14 protein-coding genes and 1 riboswitch are annotated in these 18,145 nt (G+C 73.2%); of the genes, 8 read left to right on the top strand and 6 right to left on the bottom strand.

What is annotated here, in order from left to right; translation table 11 throughout:
• Positions 1–246 precede the first annotated feature (246 nt).
• The 4 genes from NBM05_RS09155 to NBM05_RS09140 form a co-directional block, all read right to left on the bottom strand.
• Positions 247–1,092 carry an ABC transporter permease gene (locus NBM05_RS09155; RefSeq protein WP_254166706.1) on the bottom strand — a complete coding sequence of 282 codons (846 nt, stop codon included), beginning with the start codon at positions 1,090–1,092 and terminating at the stop codon, positions 247–249.
• The gene (locus NBM05_RS09150) at positions 1,089–2,201 is read right to left on the bottom strand and encodes an ATP-binding cassette domain-containing protein (RefSeq protein ID WP_254166705.1); all 1,113 of its coding nucleotides are present in this window, start codon (positions 2,199–2,201) and stop codon (positions 1,089–1,091) included. Before NBM05_RS09150 ends, NBM05_RS09155 begins: the two co-directional genes overlap by 4 nt.
• Positions 2,202–2,348: 147 nt before the next feature.
• Positions 2,349–2,960: a TetR/AcrR family transcriptional regulator gene (locus tag NBM05_RS09145; protein ID WP_254166703.1), complete on the bottom strand. Its 612-nt coding sequence runs from the start codon at positions 2,958–2,960 to the stop codon at positions 2,349–2,351.
• Positions 2,961–3,361: 401 nt separating this feature from the next.
• Positions 3,362–4,021, bottom strand: a complete 660-nt coding sequence (locus tag NBM05_RS09140) for a histidine phosphatase family protein (protein WP_254166701.1) — start codon at positions 4,019–4,021, stop codon at positions 3,362–3,364.
• 334 nt (positions 4,022–4,355) lie between these two features.
• Between NBM05_RS09140 and NBM05_RS09135 the strand changes: the two genes are divergently transcribed.
• The 7 genes from NBM05_RS09135 (at position 4,356) to NBM05_RS09105 (ending at position 12,038) form a co-directional block, all read left to right on the top strand.
• Positions 4,356–4,763 (top strand): DUF4282 domain-containing protein, encoded by a 408-nt coding sequence (locus NBM05_RS09135; protein ID WP_254166699.1) that lies wholly within the window; start codon positions 4,356–4,358, stop codon positions 4,761–4,763.
• A gap of 549 nt (positions 4,764–5,312) precedes the next feature.
• The gene (locus NBM05_RS09130) at positions 5,313–6,779 is read left to right on the top strand and encodes a sugar porter family MFS transporter (RefSeq protein WP_254166697.1); all 1,467 of its coding nucleotides are present in this window, start codon (positions 5,313–5,315) and stop codon (positions 6,777–6,779) included.
• Between the two features lie 231 nt (positions 6,780–7,010).
• Positions 7,011–7,868 carry a CPBP family intramembrane glutamic endopeptidase gene (locus NBM05_RS09125; protein WP_254166696.1) on the top strand — a complete coding sequence of 286 codons (858 nt, stop codon included), beginning with the start codon at positions 7,011–7,013 and terminating at the stop codon, positions 7,866–7,868.
• Between the two features lie 213 nt (positions 7,869–8,081).
• Complete coding sequence (locus tag NBM05_RS09120; protein WP_254166693.1) at positions 8,082–9,491, top strand: MFS transporter; 1,410 nt, start codon at positions 8,082–8,084, stop codon at positions 9,489–9,491.
• A gap of 11 nt (positions 9,492–9,502) precedes the next feature.
• Entirely contained in the window at positions 9,503–9,934 is a 432-nt protein-coding gene (locus NBM05_RS09115; protein ID WP_254166691.1) for a nucleoside hydrolase, read from the top strand.
• Entirely contained in the window at positions 9,856–10,503 is a 648-nt protein-coding gene (locus tag NBM05_RS09110) for a nucleoside hydrolase (protein ID WP_254166689.1), read from the top strand. The genes NBM05_RS09115 and NBM05_RS09110 overlap by 79 nt, the downstream gene beginning before the upstream one ends.
• Positions 10,504–10,661: 158 nt before the next feature.
• The gene (locus tag NBM05_RS09105) at positions 10,662–12,038 is read left to right on the top strand and encodes an NAD-dependent succinate-semialdehyde dehydrogenase (protein WP_254166688.1); all 1,377 of its coding nucleotides are present in this window, start codon (positions 10,662–10,664) and stop codon (positions 12,036–12,038) included.
• Between the two features lie 174 nt (positions 12,039–12,212).
• Here NBM05_RS09105 and NBM05_RS09100 read toward each other — a convergent pair whose 3' ends face one another.
• Positions 12,213–13,445 (bottom strand): SLC5/6 family protein, encoded by a 1,233-nt coding sequence (locus NBM05_RS09100; RefSeq protein WP_254166687.1) that lies wholly within the window; start codon positions 13,443–13,445, stop codon positions 12,213–12,215.
• A 68-nt stretch (positions 13,446–13,513) separates the two neighbouring features.
• On the opposite strand from NBM05_RS09100, the gene NBM05_RS09095 reads away from it, so the two are divergent.
• Complete coding sequence (locus NBM05_RS09095; protein ID WP_254166686.1) at positions 13,514–14,152, top strand: TetR/AcrR family transcriptional regulator; 639 nt, start codon at positions 13,514–13,516, stop codon at positions 14,150–14,152.
• 147 nt (positions 14,153–14,299) lie between these two features.
• Here NBM05_RS09095 and metE read toward each other — a convergent pair whose 3' ends face one another.
• Positions 14,300–17,788 (bottom strand): 5-methyltetrahydropteroyltriglutamate--homocysteine S-methyltransferase, encoded by a 3,489-nt coding sequence (gene metE / locus NBM05_RS09090; protein WP_309248147.1) that lies wholly within the window; start codon positions 17,786–17,788, stop codon positions 14,300–14,302.
• A 113-nt stretch (positions 17,789–17,901) separates the two neighbouring features.
• Positions 17,902–18,015: riboswitch (SAM riboswitch) on the bottom strand.
• Positions 18,016–18,145 lie beyond the last annotated feature (130 nt).

Genomic DNA, 18,145 nt, shown 5'->3' with positions numbered 1-18,145 from the left:
GGCGCGGGAGCCGGCGTCGACGCCGGGGTGCCCCCGTGGACCGGCCGGGACGAGATGCCGTCACGGGACGGTGAGGGAGCCTCGGACGGAGCGTCGGGGCGGTCGGTGACAGGTCGGTGGTCGACGGGCGGGCGGGGGGGGGTAGCAGGGCCGGGGGGGGGGGCCGCGGGCGGCTGCCCGCCGGTGCGGCCGATCTGCTGGAGATCGCGGCGGGCGGGCGGCCCGGGTAGGAGGGGCCTCCCCGCGTCAGGACTTCCGGTTGTAGATCAGCATCGAGACCGGCCCGAAGATCGCCACCAGCACCCCGCAGTAGACCAGCACCACCAGCACCGAGCCGAGCGCCAGCTCGCCGCCCATGAGCTCCCGCACCGTGGAGACCACCACGGAGACCGGGTTGACGTCGACGCCGGCCCGCAGCCACCCTGGCATCGTGCCCGGGTCCACGAAGATGTTGGAGGCGAAGGTCAGGGGCATGAGGATGAACATCGACACGCCCATGGCAGCCTGCTCGCTGCGCACCCACAGCGAGACCACGGTCCAGATCCAGGACAGGCTGAAGCTGAAGACGAGCAGCAGGACGAACGCGGCCGCCACGCCCGCCAGCCCGCCCTCGGGCCGGAACCCCAGGAGGAACCCGACCACCAGGATGATCACCCCGGCCAGGCTGTACCGCACCTGGTCCCCCAGGAGTGCTCCGACCAGCTGGGCCGGCCGCCACGTCGGCAGCGAGCGGAACCGGTCGAAGACGCCCTTGGAGATGTCCCGGTTCAGCGTCAGGCCGGTGTACATCGTGATCATCAGCAGGGTCTGCACGAAGACGCCGGGGATGACCCACTGCACGTACTCCCCCACCGAGCCGGCGAGCGCCCCGCCGAAGATGAAGGTGAACATGACGGTCATCATGATGGGGAAGACGGTGACGTCGAAGAGCTGCTCGGGCACGTGCTTGATCTTCAGCAGCGCGCGCCAGCCGTAGGTCAGCGAGGCGCTGACGGGCCCGGAGCGCCGGGGGCGGTCCGCGGGGTCGGCCAGCACGAGCCGGACCCGCTGGGCCTCGGTGGCGCCCTGGGCGCGGGATTCGGTGGCGGTCATCGCGTTCCCTCCGTCGCGGGGACCTCGTCGCGGCCCTCCGGTTCGCCCCGATCGCCAGGCCCGCCCCGGCCGCCCGGCGCGCCCCGGTCGGCAGGTCCGCTCCGATCGCCCGGTTCGTCGGTCGCCGCGTGCGGGCCGCCGGTCAGGGTCAGGAACACCTCGTCGAGGCTCGGCTGCCCCACCGAGAAGCTCTCCACCTCGACGCCGGAGTCCTCGAGCTCCGCCAGCGCCCGGGAGACCCGCGCCCGCTCGGGGAGCAGGACGCTCAGCGCCGCGGGGTCGGACTCGCGGGTGACCCGGTCGTGCCCCAGGACCGCCCCGACGAGCCGCGCGGCCTGCTCGCGCTCGGCCGGATCCGCGACGCGCACGGTCAGGGCCCCCGAGCCGACCTGGGCCTTCAGCTGGCCGGGCGTGCCCTCGGCGATGACGCGCCCGGCGTCGATCACGGCCAGCCGGCCGGCGAGCCGGTCCGCCTCCTCGAGGTACTGCGTCGTGAGCAGCACGGTGGTCCCCGCGTCGACGAGCGTCCGGATGATCTCCCACACCTGGTTGCGGCTGCGGGGGTCGATGCCGGTGGTCGGCTCGTCCAGGAAGATCAGCTCGGGGGTGACCAGCAGGGAGCCGGCGATGTCGAGGCGCCGCCGCATGCCGCCCGAGTACTTCTTGACCTGGCGCGCGGCCGCGTCGGTCAGCCCGAAGGCCTCCAGCAGCTCGGCGCCCCGCTGACGTGCGGCGCCGATCCCGAACCCCTGCAGCCGCGCCAGCAGCACGAGGTTCTCGATGCCCGTAAGATCCTCGTCGAGCGAGGCGAACTGCCCGGTCAGGGAGATCCGCTCCCGGATCTCCGCGGGACACGTCCGCACGTCCCTCCCGAGCACCTCCGCCTCGCCGCCGTCGGGCCGCAGCAGGGTGGCCAGCATCCGGATGACCGTGGTCTTGCCGGCGCCGTTGGGGCCGAGGAAGCCGTAGATGCCCCCGCGCTCGACCCGGAGGTCGACGCCGTCCACCGCGGTGGTCTCGCCGAACCTCTTGATCAGGCCGCGCGTCTCCACGGCCGGGCCGTTCGTGCTGTCATCGGGACGGAGGACGGGGGCGGGTGCGCGGGGCATGGTGACAGTCTACGGGATTTCCACCGAGTGAGTGGCGTGGATCACAGCCGCTGCACGGGGCGGGTACCTTCGGAGTCGCGGTCGGTTTTCATACCTCGGGACCGCGGCGCCACCGCAATCACGGGCGGCAGGCCCTCGCCGTCACCCTCACCCGAGGCACCCGGTCTCCCGCGGGTGGGTGAACGCGCCCTCCCAGACGGTCGCGTCGATGATCTTCCGCAGCGCCTCCTGGTCCTCCGCCGAGGGCGTCCGGGCGATCATGCGGGCCCCCGCCCAAACCGTCCCGATGATCGCCTCGGCGCGCAGGATCGCGGACGCCTCGTCCCCCGGGTGCGCGTGCTCGACGAGGAGCCGCCCCAGCGGCTCCACCAGGGACCGGTGCAGCTCCTCGAGCTTCCCCCTGATCACCGCGTCCCCGCGCATGTCCGAGGCGAAGATGATGGTGTGGATCTCGGGGCGGTGCATCAGCAGGACCACGAACTCGTCGACGAGGCGGTTGATGACGTGGTGCAGGTCGGTCTGGTCGTGCAGCAGCGGGTGGATCCTCGACTGCAGCTCCCGGGCGGAGTCCTCGACCACCGCCACGTACAGCTCGTACTTGCTCTCGAAGTGGCGGTAGACCATCGGCTTGGAGAGCGCGCAGGCACGAGCGAGGTCGTCCATGGTGGCCTGGTAGTAGCCGTGGCGGGCGAAGTACTGCCTGGTGTGCTGGATGATCTGCGTCCGCTGCGCCTCGCCCGGCGATCGTGTGGTGCTCAACGCTTCCGCTCCTCATGTCATGGAGCGCGCTGGGCGCCCCCTGGACGTCGCGAACGGCGGGGCGTCCCGGCGTCCGCCGCGGGGACGCCGACGGCTCGCACCCTGGGGCCGGTCACGTTGTCTTCAGTGAAGCGGAACGGAAAGGTACCGGCACGTACACCCCAACGTATGTGATGCAGATCACTTTCAATGGCAGGCGCCTGAACACGAGGGACGGTGTGACGACTCGCGAGTCGACCGCCCCGGACCCGGCCCATCACCCCGGGGCCTCCGGGTGAAACCTCCCCGGCACGGCACTTCGGGCCATCCCGGCCGCCGGGTCCACGACCTCTCGCCCCCGCCTTAGTCCATCAACTCCCCGGTGAGATCCCCGCGGTCCATCGATCCCCGGCCGGACCGCCTCAGTCCACCGACTCCCCGGTCGGGTCCTCGGCCGCGACGCCAGCGAGTCGCTTGCCGCCGATCGGGTCCGCGGACCAGCTGACGAGTCGCCACCCGACGTCGGGGTCACCCTCGACGTCGAAGGAGCCGGTGTTGTCCAGCGGCACCCGCTCCATCTCCTCGACGTCGACGCCCGCCACGCGCGCCGCGGTCCAGGTCCGCAGCGCGGCGCCGTGGGAGAACAGCGCGACGCTCTGGTGCCCCAGCTCCGCGAGCCGGGCCATCGCGGCGTCGAACCTCTCCAGGAAGGCGCGGCCGTCCTCCGCCCCCGGCAGGTGGCGCCGCAGGTCTCCCGAGGCCCAGGCGAAGGCGGTGGCGAGGTACTCCTGGTGGTCCAGGGGGTCGGCGGACATCTCGAGGTCGCCGGCGTCGATCTCCCGCAGCCCCTCGAGGACCACCGGATCCAGCCCCCGCTGCGCGGCCAGCGGCGCGGCGGTCAGGGAGGTGCGGGTCAGGTTCGAGACCGCGAGGGCGCCGAGCTCGCGCCGGGACAGGACCTCGGGGATCGCAGACGCCTGGCGCTCGCCCAGGGAGGTCAGGCCGGGGCCCGGGTAGCCGGCGTCGAGCAGCCCGTCGACGTTGGAGGGGGTCTGGCCGTGTCGGATCATGAGGACGCGCATGGGTTCGGTGTCATCTCCTTCGAGGGGCTCCCGGGTGGGACGGACCCTCATCCTATCGGCGCGCGCCCCCGCGAGCCGGGCGCCCGCGGGGGCGGGCGGGCCCGGCCGCCGGCCCGCGGGGCGGCCCGCCCCGCCCCCCCCCCTGCCCCCCGCTCGGCCACCCCTGCCGGCCACCCCGACCACCCCCAGGGACGGGCCCGACGCCGGAGCCCACACCCCGAAGCGTCACAATCGTTCACCTGTCCCCCACCCCGGCCGATCCAGCCCGCGGTGTGGCTACAGTGCGGAGTTACCGGCGGGTACGCCCGCTCCACTCGCACGAATCGAGGTCCCCATGTCCACCCCTCCCCCCAACGACCAGAACCCGCAGAACCCCCAGGACCCCCAGAACCCCGGCGACGGCTCGTACGGCTACACGAACCACCAGTACGGCATCGACCCGGAGCGTAACCGCGAGCCGGCCTTCTTCCAGGCCCTGTTCGACCTGTCGTTCAAGAACTTCGTGACCATCAAGTTCGCCCGCATCATCTACGTGGTAGGCCTCGTCTTGATCGTCCTGGGGTGGCTGATTTTCACGGTCGCCGCGTTCACGCAGTCGGCCGGGGGCGGGCTGCTCGCCCTGATCCTCGGGGCCGTCGTCGCGTTCTTCTACATCCTGCTGTTCCGGCTCACCCTGGAGTTCTACGTCGCCATGGTGCGCACCGCGCAGAACACCACCGCGCTCGTGGAGCGCATGCGGTAGCGGCCGATGCGGCGGCACGACGCCGGCCGGGCGGCTTCTCGCCCGGCCGGCGTCTTGCTGCCGTGGGCCACCAACACCCGGGCAGGGCCTCATGGATCTCGAGGCCACCCGTCAGCGCGCCGAGGCGCGTGCGGTCACACTCCTCGCCGGCAACCTCACCCGGTTGTAACCTAGATCACTACATTGTATGGTCAATCGGACAAAGAGAGTTCAAGGCCCTCAGGGCCCACCGGCCGAGGAGTCACGCCCATGACCGACCCCCGCTCACCACCCGCCGCCGGAGCCTGCCCGCCCACCTCGGCGATCCGGCGTCCATACGGGCATTCCGGGCCGACCCTCACCGCGAGACACACCCGCCCCACCTCGGCCAGCGTGCAGCTCCTCGGCGATCGTTCAGGAGGAGACGCGCAAGGCACTTGCCATCACCTATTGAACCGGTCCAAAATGAAGGACGTGCCATCCTGTGCCGGGCATCACATCGATGCACCGGCGACCGCACCACGGCCCCGCCTCGGGGCCCTCCAGGCCAGCTGACAAAGGAGTCCACCCATGGCCGACTCACACTCGTCATCCCCCGCCACCTCGTCCCTCCCGCCGCTGGTGGCCGGCGCCTACCGCAAACGCATCGGACTGATCTCGGTGGTCGCCTGCTTCGGCGGCCTGCTCTTCGGGTACGACACCGGCGTCATCAACGGCGCCCTGCGCCCCATGACCGAGGAGCTCGGCCTGACGCCCTTCACCGAGGGGGTCGTCACCAGCTCGCTCGTCTTCGCCGCCGCCTTCGGCGCCCTGATCGGCGGGCGGGTCTCCGACGGCATCGGCCGCCGCAGCACCATCCTCATCCTCGCGATCCTGTTCTTCGTCGGGACGCTCTTCGTGGTCTTCACGCCCGGCGTCGGGATCCTGGTCGTCGGGCGCGTCATGCTCGGCCTGGCCGTGGGCGGCGCCTCGACCGTGGTGCCCGTCTTCCTCGCCGAGCTGGCCCCCTACGAGATCCGCGGGTCCATCACCGGCCGCAACGAGGTCGCCATCGTCATCGGCCAGCTCTCGGCCTTCGTCATCAACGCGATCATCGGCAACGTCTTCGGGCACGTCGACGGCGTCTGGCGGATCATGTTCGCCATCTGCGCGATCCCGGCCGTGTGCCTGTTCTTCGGCATGCTGCGGATGCCCGAGTCCCCGCGCTGGCTCGTGGAGAAGGGCCGGCACGAGGAGGCGCTCGCGGTGCTCAAGACCGTCCGCCCCGAGGATCGGGCCATCGCCGAGCTCGGCGAGGTCGAGCAGGTCGCCGAGGAGGAGCAGGAGGAGAAGAAGGTCGGCCTGGGCGCGATCCTGACCAACAAGTGGCTGTTCCGGATCCTGCTGGTGGGCATCGGCGTGTCGATGATGCAGCAGCTGACCGGCATCAACTCGATCATGTACTACGGCCAGGTCGTGCTCATCGAGTCCGGTTTCGAGGCCAACGCCGCGCTGATCGCCAACATCGCACCCGGTGTGGTGGCCGTGCTCGGCGGGTTCATCGCGCTGTACATGATGGACCGCGTGGACCGCCGCAAGACCTTCACGATCGGGCTCACCCTGACCACCACGTGCCACCTGCTGATCGGCGTCGCCTCGATGCTGCTGCCGGTGGGCAACCCGGCCCGGCCGTTCGTGCTCCTGCTGCTGGTCGTCGCGTTCGTGATGTCCATGCAGACCTTCCTCAACGTGGCCGTGTGGGTGTGGCTGGCCGAGATCTTCCCGCTGCACATGCGCGGCGTCGGGATCGGCGTCTCGGTGTTCTTCGGCTGGATGACCAACGCGACGCTGGCGCTGTACTTCCCCTCGCTCATCGACGGCATCGGGATCACGGGGGTGTTCTTCCTCTTCGCCGGAGTCGGGGTGCTGGCGCTGCTCTTCGTCATCACCCAGGTGCCCGAGACCCGCGGCGTCTCCCTGGAGACCCTCGAGGAGGACGTCTCGACCGGGGCGATCTACGCCGTCAAGAAGCGCAAGGCGCGCCGCTTCCTCCGCTAGGTCGGTGCCCGGGGCCTGACCGGCCCCTCGGATCGCCCGACGCCGCCGCAGCCCCTCGCTGCGGCGGCGTCGCGCCGCGCGGTGGCTGCCGCTTCCGGCCGGGCGGGGCCACGCCGTGCGGTGGCCACCGCCTCCGGCCGAACCGGGCCGCACTGCGCGGCGCCCGCCGGCACCCGGCCGGGCGGCGTCACATCCGAGGTCGAGGGCCCCCGGGCCTCCTAGGATGGGCTCATGCCCCTCTCCCAGCAGCCCGCCGACGACGGCGTCGCTCGCGCGCCGATGTTCGGGCACCCGGCCCCGCAGCCCACGCTCGGCTGGGGGGCGCTCTCCGCCGCGCTGGTGGCCGCGGGTGCGGTCCTCGTCTTCGGGTTCCTGAGCCCGTGGGGGTACGCGGGGCTCGCGGGCGGCGTCGTGCTGGGATTCGCGGTCTCGCGGCCGCTGGGGCGGGACCTCGGGCTTGTCGTCCTGGGGCTCGCGATCATCAGCACCACCTCGATGGAGGCGGACATCTCCTGGCCGCACTTCTTCCTCATGGGGGCGGTGCTCGCGGCGGCCGTGGCGGTGCCCTACGCCGTCCACCGGCTCGTGCTGCGCGACCACGCGATCCGCTTCCCGCGCCGGCAGGGGCGGCCGTGGAGCCGGCTGGAGTGGGGCTGGCTCGCGTTCGTCCTGGTGGCCGCGTACTTCATCCTGCCCTTCTACTTCATCCGCTCGGGGACCTACCAGAACTGGCCGGCCGTGGAGAGCCCGAGCGAGATCGGGCGGCTGCTCGTGGGCGTCAACGCCGTGGGCATCTGGGACGAGCTGTTCTTCATCTGCACGGTCTTCACGCTGCTCGCGCGCCACTTCCCGTTCTGGACCGCCAACGTGCTGACCTCGATCATCTTCGTCAGCTTCCTGTGGGAGCTCGGGTACCGGGCGTGGGGGCCGCTCCTCACGATCCCCTTCGCCCTGGTGCAGGCCGTCATCTTCACCAAGACCAGGTCGCTGCCCTACACGATCACGGCGCATCTGCTCTTCGACCTGGTCGTCTTCCTGGCGATCGTGCATGCGCACCATCCCGAGTGGCTGCCGATCTTCGTGTACTGAGGGGAGGCGACCCGAGGCCGCTTCACAGCCTCCGGCATCGGGCCCGCCAGCGGTTGATACGCCCGGTGAACCCTCTCGCCTGCGTCCCCCTCGCCCCACCCCCGCCGCCCAGGTTCCCCGCGCCCCGCCCGGGGTGTATCCTCAGGCCGGGCCCCACGGGCCCGTCCACTCACCGCGGCGCTCGCACGCCCCTTCGCAAAGGACCGGCCAGCCATGGACCAGCACCAGGACCCCGCGGCCACGGCCGCGGACCTCAACTACTCCACCCCGGAGGGCCGCCGCGGCTTCTGGGCCGCCACGATCTCCTCCTGGCTCGGCACGACCATGGAGTACGTCGACTTCGCCCTCTACGGGCTGGCCACCGCGCTGGTCTTCAACCAGGTCTTCTTCCCCGAGCAGACCCCGCTGGTGGCGCTGTTCGTCGGGTTCTCGACCTACGCCGTCGGCTTCCTCGCCCGGCCCCTCGGCGCCATCTTCTTCGGGCGGCTCGGGGACAAGCACGGGCGCAAGGTCGTCCTGGTGGTCACGGTCGCCCTGATGGGCGGGGCCACCACGCTGATCGGGCTGATCCCCGGTTACGCGCAGATCGGCGCCGCGGCCCCGGCCCTGCTGGTGCTCCTGCGCCTGGCCCAGGGCTTCGGCGCCGGCGCCGAGCTCTCCGGCAGCGCGATCATCCTTACCGAGTACGCCCCGCGTCGCCGCCGGGGGCTGGTCGCCTCGATCGTCGCGCTGGGCTCCAACTCCGGGACGCTGCTGGCCTCGGCCGTGTGGCTGGCCGTGCTGCAGCTGCCCGAGGAGCAGCTGTTCTCCTGGGGCTGGCGCATCCCGTTCGTCGCGAGCATCTTCATCGCGGTCGCCGCGCTGCTGATCCGGCGGGTCATGAAGGAGACCCCGGTCTTCCGCGCCGCCGCCGACGAGGAGGGCGAGTCCCCCGCCCAAGCCAAGGCCGTGACTCCCGCCGAGGCCGAGGGCGCCACGTGGTGGACCCGCAACAAGGCCTTCTTCGTCATGGTCGGCCTGCGGATCGGCGAGAACGGCCCCTCCTACATGGCCCAGGGCTTCCTGGTCGGCTACGTCGCCCAGGCCCTGCTGGTCGACGAGTCGGTGCCGACGACGGCGGTCCTCATCGCCTCGGTCCTCGGTTTCGCGGTCATCCCGGCCTCCGGGCTCCTGACCGACCGGTTCGGCCGCCGCATCGTCTACCGGGTGTTCTGCGCACTGCTGATCCTCATCATCGTCCCGGCGTTCATGCTGCTGGACTCCCGCGAGCCGGCCGTGGTCATCGCCGTCATCGTGGTCGCCATGTGCCTGGCCTCGCTGGGGATCTTCGGGGCGCAGGCGGCGTACGGCGTCGAGCTGTTCGGCGTGCGCAACCGCTTCAGCAAGATGGCGCTGGCCAAGGAGCTCGGCTCGATCGTCTCCGGCGGCACGGCGCCCGCGGTGGCCTCGGGCCTGCTGGCCGCGGTGGGGGCCTGGTGGCCGCTCGCGGTGTACTGGATCGTGATGGCCGGCATCGGCTTCGTGACCACGTTCTTCGCCCCGGAGACCCGCGGCCGCGACCTGACCGCGCTCGACGACGCCACCGTGGACCCGGCCCTGCCCGGCCGGTCCCCCGCCGCCTGAGGAGCCCGCCGATGCGCCTGATCATCGACTGCGACCCCGGCAACGGCGTGCCCGGCGCCAACGTCGACGACGGCCTCGCGATCGCCCTGGCCCTGGGCTCGGAGGGCCTGCCGGGCGGCGTCGAGCGCGTCGAGGCGATCACCACGGTCGGCGGGAACACGCCCGCCCGGGTGGGGGCCGGCGTCGCCCGCGAGCTGCTGCGCGCCGCCGGGCGCGAGGACGTGCCGGTCCGCACCGGCGCCGAGGCGGCGCTGGTGGAGCCGAGCGGCCCTGGCGGGAGCACCTCGACCGCCGCGGCGAGGCGGAGACCCTCCGCCGCCTGTGGGGCGGGCACCCGGAGCCCGCCGCGGCCTCCCGCACCGCGGTGCCCGCCGCCGTCGCGCTGGGCGAGGCCGTGTGCGGGGCGCCCGGGGAGGTCGCGGTGGTCGCGATCGGGCCGCTGACCAACCTCGCCCTGGCGCTGCGCCTCTACCCGGACTTCGCCCGCGACGTCGCCGGGATCTCCATCATGGGCGGGGTCTTCGACGTCGACGGCTACCGGGCGGACACCAACTTCGGCGTCGACCCGGAGGCGGCCCGCGCGGTGCTGCGCAGCGGCGCGCCGGTCACGCTGCTGCCCCTGGACGTCACGACGACGACGCTGCTCACCCACCCCGACCTGGACCGGATCGAGCGGATCGGCACGCCCCTGGCCCGGCACCTCGCCGCCACGACCCGCCCCTGGATCGACTACTCGATGCAGGTCCGCCGCCTGCCCGGCTCGTGGCTGCACGACGCCCTCGCCGTGGCGGCCCTGACCGACCCCGGCCTGCTGTCCTTCCGGGAGTACGCGCTCGACGTCGAGCTCGCGCCCGGGCCCTCCCGCGGCGCGACCCTGCGCTGGCCGGCGTTCCCGGTCCCGGGGCAGCCGATGCCCTCCGCCCCGGACTGGCCCGCGGCGCGGGTCGCGACGGCGGTGGACAACGCGGCGCTGGTCGACCTGCTCGTGGAGCGCGTGGCCCGCGCGGGGTGACGGCGTCGTGCGGGCCGGGCGATCGCGTCCACCGGGCGAGTGGCCGCGCGGGACGTCGGCGCGGGACCTCGGCGTCGTGCGCGCGACCGGCCGCCCGCGTGTCCGCCCATACCGAAACCCCCTGGACGCGGCCCGTCCCGCGGGGTTTCAGTAGAGTCATGAGTACTTTCGCTGTGACCAACCCCAACACCGGCCAGGTCGAGGAGACCTTCGACTCCCTCACGGCCGAGGAGATCCCCGGCGTCATCGACCGGGCCGACCGGGCCTTCCAGCAGTGGCGGGCCACCTCCATGGAGGAGCGCTCCGCGATCCTGAACAGGGCGGCCGAGATCTTCGAGTCCCGCGCCGAGGAGCTGGCCGACATCGTCGGCCACGAGATGGGCAAGCCCAAGCCCCAGGGCGTCAAGGAGGCCCAGAAGGTCGCGACGACGGCCCGCTGGTTCGCCGAGAACGCCCCCGGCTTCCTCGAGCCCACCGAGCTGCCGGACGCCCCCGGCGCCGACCGCACCTACGTCAAGCACGACCCGCTCGGCGTCCTGCTCGGCGTCATGCCGTGGAACTTCCCGTACAACCAGATCGCCCGCTTCGTGCTGCCCAACCTCATGGTCGGCAACGCGATCATGATGAAGCAGGCCGCGATCTGCCCCAAGTCCTCCCAGACCTTCCAGGAGATCCTGGAGGAGGCGGGCCTGCCGCAGGGCGTGTACACCAACCTGTACCTCAACAGCAGCGATGCCGAGGAGGTCCTCAAGGACCCCCGCGTCAAGGGCGTCTCCCTGACCGGCTCCGAGGCCGCGGGCGCGTCCGTGGCGGGCCTCGCCGCGAAGTACCTCAAGAAGTCGGTCCTGGAGCTGGGCGGCAACGACCCCGCCGTCGTCCTGGACACCGACGACGTCGAGGCGCTGGCCCGGAAGCTGGTGACCCTGCGGATCTCCAACGCCGGGCAGGTCTGCACCTCGCCCAAGCGCTTCATCGTGCTCGAGGACCTCTACGACGACTTCGTCGCCGCGACCAAGAAGGCCGTGGAGGACGTGACCGTGGGCGCCTACGACGCCGAGGACACCGACATGGGCCCGCTCTCCTCGGAGGGCGCCCGCGACGAGGTCGTCGAGCGCGTGCAGCAGGCGGCGAAGGACGGCGCGACGCTGCACCTCGGCGGCGAGAAGCTGGACCGCCCGGGCTGGTTCATGTCCCCGGCCCTGCTGACCGACATCGACGAGGACAGCGACCTCGGCTGCAACGAGCTCTTCGGCCCGGCCGTGATGGTCTTCAAGGCCACGGACGAGGAGGACGCCCTGCGGATCGCCAACGACACGCAGTACGGCCTGATGGCCTCGGTCTGGACCACCGACGCCGAGCGCGGCCGCTGCTTCGCCGAGCGGATCAACGCGGGCATGACCTTCGTCAACACCCACATGGACTCCGGCCCCGAGTTCCCCTTCGGCGGCGTCAACAACTCCGGCTACGGCCGCGAGAACGCCCAGTGGGCGCTCAAGGAGTTCACCAACGAGCGGCTCGTGCGCGTCAACGGCTAGACCGCGCCGCCGCCCGTGACGATGCCCTCCCCGCCGAGCTGCGGGGAGGGCATCGTCGCGTCCGGGGCCGCCCCGTGTGGGGGCCTCACCGCGCCGGGTCGCGCAGCGTCGGGTCGTCGTCGCGTCCAGCGCCTCGCCGCGTCGGAGCCTCGCGGCGCCCCGGGGCCGGGGCGGTTAGGAGACCGGCACCCCGGGCGTCCGGTGCCGCGGCGCCGGCCGGTCCTGGTCGCCCTCGGGGTCCAGGACCCCGCCGCCGGCGGTCGGCGCGTCCTCCGCGGCGTCGCTGGTCCGCCCGTGGTGGTGCACGAGGTACCCGACGACGGTCAGCACCAGGCCCAGCGCCGACCACGCGATGAGCGTCCACCACTGCTCCGCGCCGCTGGCATCGGGGAAGAACGACTCGGTGCGCAGCAGCCGCTGCGCGGCACCCGGCACCAGGTGCTGCCCGATCCACCCCCACGGGTGCGGGTAGAACTGCCACGGCACCTGCGCCCCGGAGAGCGGGTTGCCGAGGAACATGGTCACGACCGCGCCGACCCCGATCCCCGGCGGCCCGATCAGCGCCGTGCAGCCCAGGATGAAGCTCGAGGTGCCCAGGACCGAGAGCGTGAAGACCATCCAGTCCACGAGGAACCCGCCCTGGACGAACCCGAACCAGGAGTTCAGGATCAGGTCCAGGCTCAGCCCGGCGAGCAGCGCGTAGAGCACCGCCGCCCCGAGCCGCCGCCACAGCCCGTGCACCAGGGTGTTGATGAGCACGCCGCCGATGATCCCGCCCAGGACCAGCGGGAAGGACGCGGCGGCGAAGCCCGCGCCGGTCGGGTCGTCCTCGGACAGGGGCACGACGTCGGTCACCGCCACCTCGGTGACGGCGGCGGCGCGCTGCAGGCCCAGCAGCTGCTGCGCCTGCTCCGGGGAGGGCTGCGCGCCGGACTCCTGCGCCTGCTGCTGGAGTCCGTCCGCCTGCTCCTGCAGCCCGGCCCGGATCTGGCCCTGGACCTGCTGGGCGATCCGGTTCATGGCCTGGCTCGGCACGTTCCCGGCCGCGGAGGCGGAGAGCACCTCCGGCGGCTCCTGGCCCTCGCCGAAGACGATGCCGCCCACGGTCTCCTGGGCCTGGATCTGCCGCTCGGCGTCGGCCCGGTCCGCGGCGGCCGTGAACGCGAAGGCGCCCGGCTGCGCCTGATCGATCGCGTCCTCGAACCCCTGGACGGCCTCCTGCGGGCCCGCCACGGAGACGGGCAGGTCCCGCGCCTCCTGGGTCTTGGACGGCCACGCGAAGGCCAGCACGATGACCGTCACGACGACGGCCGCGATCAGGGCGACGATCCCGGCCCGGGGCCAGGGGCTCGGCGCGTGGCCCGGCTTCCGGGGCGCTGCGGGGGCTTCGGGGACTGCTGCGGACATGGGCACCTGCTCAAAAAGAATAATCGTTCTGTTTGTGCCGAGCTTAGCAGACGCCCTATCCTGTGGACATGCCCCGCCTGAGCGAAGAGACGAAGAGCGCACGCCGCCGGCAGATCATGGACGCCGCCCGCGCCTGCTTCGAGCGCCGGGGCTTCTCCGGGACGTCCATGGCGGACATCATCGAGGAGTCGGGGCTGTCCGCCGGCTCGATCTACTCCCACTTCGGCTCCAAGGACGAGATCCTGCGCCAGACCGCGGAGGGGATCGTCGGCGCGGCCGAGCGCGCCCTGGCCGAGTCCGGCGTGCTGGAGGGGCTCGTCATCGCCCCGCGCGGGATGGCCCGCCTGGTGGCCAAGCGCCTGCTCAGCCCGCGGCTGGTCCGCATGTTCCTGCAGTTCTGGGCCGAGGCGCCGCTGAACCCGGAGCTCGCCGCGCTCGTCCGGGGCAACCTGGACCGCGCGCTGAGCCTGCTGAGCCGGGCGCTGCTGCCCTGGGCGGCCGCGCAGGCCGAGCCGGGCGAGGAGGCCGAGCGCCTGGCCCGCAGCGCCGCCAGCGCGGTCATGGCGACCCTCCACGGCTACTTCGTCCGCCTCACGGTCGACCCGGCGCTGGACGCCGAGGCCCTGTTCCGCGACGTCACCCGCTTCCTCCCCGGCGGCGGACCGGACGAGGGGCCCGACGTCGTCCCCTCCCCCGCGCGACCCTAGCGACGGCGCAGCCCCGCGCCACGACGCACGACGACGCCGGGCGGGCGGCCCGTGCAGGCCGCACGCCCGGCGTCGTGAGGGGTTCGGGGAGGGGCCACGCCCCGCCGGCGGCGTCCGTGGGGGCGTCGGCGGGCGCGCTCGGGACCGCTAGCCCCGGCTCGGCTCCTGGGCGGACACGCCGGCGCCGCGGGCCGCGACCTCGGCGCGCACCCGGCCCGCCGCCTCGACCAGGTGGGTCAGCGCCGCCTTGGTCTCGGGGTAGGCGCGGGTCTTCAGCCCGCAGTCCGGGTTGGCCCAGAGGCGGTCCGGCGCGATGACCTCGGCCGCCGCGCCCAGCAGCGTCGAGACCTCGTCCACGGTCGGCACGCGCGGGGAGTGGATGTCCCACACGCCCGGCCCGATCCCGCGGTCGAAGCCGGCCTCCTGCAGCGGGTCGAGCAGCTCCATGCGGGAGCGGGCGGCCTCGACGCTGGTCACGTCGGCGTCGAGGGCGTCGATCGCGGAGAGGACCTCGCCGAACTCCGAGTAGCACAGGTGGGTGTGGATCTGCGTGGAGGGCCTCACGTCCGAGGTCGCGACGCGGAAGGAGCGCACCGACCAGTCGAGGTAGTCGGCGTGGTCCCGGCGGCGCAGGGGCAGCAGCTCGCGCAGGGCCGGCTCGTCGACCTGGACGATCCCGATGCCGGCGGCCTCGAGGTCGGCGACCTCGTCGCGCAGGGCCAGGGCCACCTGGTCGGCGGTCTCCCCCAGCGGCTGGTCCTCGCGGACGAAGGACCAGGCCAGGATGGTCACCGGACCGGTCAGCATGCCCTTGACGGGCCGCTCGGTCAGCGACTGCGCGTAGCCGATCCACGGCACCGTGAAGGCCTCGCCGCGCAGGCCCTCGCCGCTGCGGGAGACGTCGCCCCACAGGATCGAGGGGCGGGTGCAGCGGGAGCCGTAGGACTGGACCCAGCCGTGGTCGGTCACGTCGAAGCCGTCGAAGTTCTCGGCGAAGTACTGGACCATGTCGTTGCGCTCGGGCTCGCCGTGGACCAGGACGTCCAGGCCTAGCTCCTCCTGGAGGGCGACGACGTCGCGGATCTCCTCGCGCAGGCGCCCCACGTACTGCTCGTCGTCCAGGCGCCCGGCCTTGTGGGCCGCGCGGGCCGCGCGGATCTCGGCGGTCTGCGGGAAGGAGCCGATCGTGGTCGTGGGGATCGCGGGCAGGCCGCCTGCGACGCCGTCGGCGGCCTGGGCCGCGCGGCGCTCCTCGGCGGGCTCGCGGTGCCAGTCCGACTCGGTGAGGGCGGCGGCGCGCTCGCGGACCGCGGCGTCGCGGGTCGAGCGGGCGGCGGCGCGCTGCTCGAGCGCGGCGCGGGCGTCGTCGAGCTCGGCGGCGATCGCCTCGCGGCCCTCGGCCAGGCCCCGGGCCAGCACGGCGACCTCGCGGATCTTCTGGTCGGCGAAGGCCAGCCAGCGGCGGCGCTCCTCGGGCAGGGCGGTCTCCTGCTCGAGGTCGTGCGGGGTGTGGAACAGCGAGGTCGAGGTCGCGACGCTGACCCGGGCGCCGGCGTCGCGCAGCCCCTCGAGGCGGGTCAGCGCGGCGTCGAGGTCCGCGCGCCAGATGTTGCGACCGTTCACGACGCCGGCCACCAGCGCGGGCGCGCCCTCGCCGGTGAACAGCGCGGTCTGCTCCGCGGTGAGGCCGCCGCGGACGAGGTCCACGTGCACGGCCTCGACGCCCGAGCGGGCCACGGGGGCCAGGAGGTCCTCGGCGTCGCCGTAGGGGGTCGCGACGAACAGCGCGGGGTCGGACTCGGCCCGGTCCGCGGCCAGGCGGCGGTAGGCGGACTCGACGACGCCGGCGAGGTCCCCGCGGTCCTGGTCGGCCACCAGGGCCGGCTCCTCGAGCTGGACCCAGGTGGCCCCGGCCCGGCCGAGCTCGGAGATCAGCTCCCGGTAGACCGGCAGCAGGTCGTCCAGGCGGGAGAGCGGGTCGAAGCCCTCGGGGGCGGAGTCCTCGGCCTTGGACAGCAGGAGGAAGGTCACGGGGCCGACCAGGGCCGGGCGCAGGCCCTCGCCCGCGGCGGCCTGGGCCAGCAGCTCGGCGGCATTCGGGGAGAAGCGGGTCTCGGGGCCGATCTCCGGGACGAGGTAGTGGTAGTTGGTGTCGAACCACTTGGTCATCTCGAGCGGGCCGCGGGCGACGTCGCCGCGGGCCAGGACGAAGGAGGCCGCGCGGTCGATCACGCCGTCGGAGCCGGCCAGGTCGGAGAAGCGGGCGGGCAGGGCGCCGGTCGCGACGATCGCGTCCAGGACCTGGTCGTAGAGGGCGAAGGAGGCGGGGACGGCGGCGGGCTCGGTCAGGCCCAGCTCGCGCTGGCGGTCGACGGTGGCGGCGCGCAGGGCCCCGACCTCGGCGGTCAGGCCCTCGGCGTCGAGGGTTCCGGCCCAGCTGCGCTCGAGCGCCTTCTTCAGCTCGCGGCGCGGGCCGATGCGGGGGTAGCCCAGCACGGTCGCGGCGGGGAAGGGGACGCCGGCCGGGGTGGCCGGGGTCGCGGCGGTGGGGTTCTCGGTCACGGTGATGCTCTCCTGATCGTTGGTCGGGTTCTGGGGAAAATCGTGGGCGGCGGGCCGGGGCGTTCCGGCGGGGCCTGGGCGGGAGGCTCCGGCGGGGCCGGCCTCGGCGGCGGGCCGGGCGCTGCGGATGGGGTCGCGGTGCGCCCCCGCTGGGCCCGGCAGGTCGAGCCGGTCGAGGAGCTCGAGGACTGCCGGGTGCTCGTTGAAGGTGTAGAGGTGCAGGCCGGGGGCCCCGGCGTCGAGGGCCGCGCGGGCCTGGTGCTCCGCGGCGTCGACCCCGGCCTTGAGCCGCTCGGAGAAGTCGGCGGCGGTCTCGAGGCGGTGGGCCAGGCCGGCGTCGGCCTCGATCCCGGCCAGCTCGCAGATCCGCAGGTACCGCTTGAGGCTCGTGACCGGGAGGATGCCCGGGACGATCGGGATCTCGACGCCGTTGGCCGCGGCCCGCTCGAGCAGCAGCTCGTAGTCCCGCGGCTCCGGGTAGACCTGCGTGATCGCGAAGTCGGCGCCGGCCCGCTGCTTGGCCAGCAGGATCTCGATGTCCTGGTGCACGGTCGTGGACTCGGGGTGGCGCACCGGGTAGGCGGCCACGCCCACCGAGAGGCGGCCGGCGCACAGGCGCGCCCGCTGCTCGGCCTCGACGTCGCGGATCAGCTCCACCAGGTGCCGGGCGAAGGGCAGCTCGGTCCCGGTCAGCACGTGCCCCTCGGGCCGGTCCCCGCGCAGGGCGAGCAGGCCGCGGACGCCGAGGCCCACGATCTCCTCGATCAGCTCCCGCAGCTGGGCGCTGCTCTGCCCGGTCGCGATGACGTGGGCCAGCGGCCGGAACTGGGTGTTGTGGACGAGGTGGGCCAGGAGGTCCAGGCTGCGCCGGCGGCGGTGGCCCTCGACGGCGGCGGTGACCGAGACGTAGTCGGGCGTGGTGGGCGCCAGCTCGTCCAGGGTGCGCAGGAGCGCCTCCTCGCTCGCCTGGCTGCGCGGCGGGAAGAGCTCGAAGGACAGGGCGGGGCGGCCGCCCCGGTCCAGGTCCCTGTGCTCGTGCGGGGGGATCCGCTGCGGCGGGTGGGCGGTGGGCACGCCGGGTCTCCTCTCGGTTGGCCCGACAGAGGATGCGTGCGAGGACCGGCGCGGGACCCCGGCCCGGGGCCGGCAGTCCGATGCGCCGTTCCGGCCGAGGCTGGACGCGACTGACTCCATCGGTCCTGGCGGGAGCACCGTTCCTCGCCGGCGGACGGGGTCCGTGCCGGGGAGGATGGTTGCTGCGGCGTCGTCGAGCCAGGTCTCTCGGCCGCTCTGGATAGGTACGAGTCCATCTAAGCCGGGGCGGGGCGGATCCCTCAAGAGATGACGCCCTTTTGACGCGTCGCGGCCCAGACGACGCTTCATGACGTCACACCCCCACGGCCCCGCGTCACATGACGCGTAGCGCGGCGG

The organism is Rothia santali (genome assembly GCF_024199905.1).
GTDB lineage: Bacteria > Actinomycetota > Actinomycetes > Actinomycetales > Micrococcaceae > Rothia > Rothia santali.
This window is presented reverse-complemented; position numbering and strand designations above follow the sequence as displayed.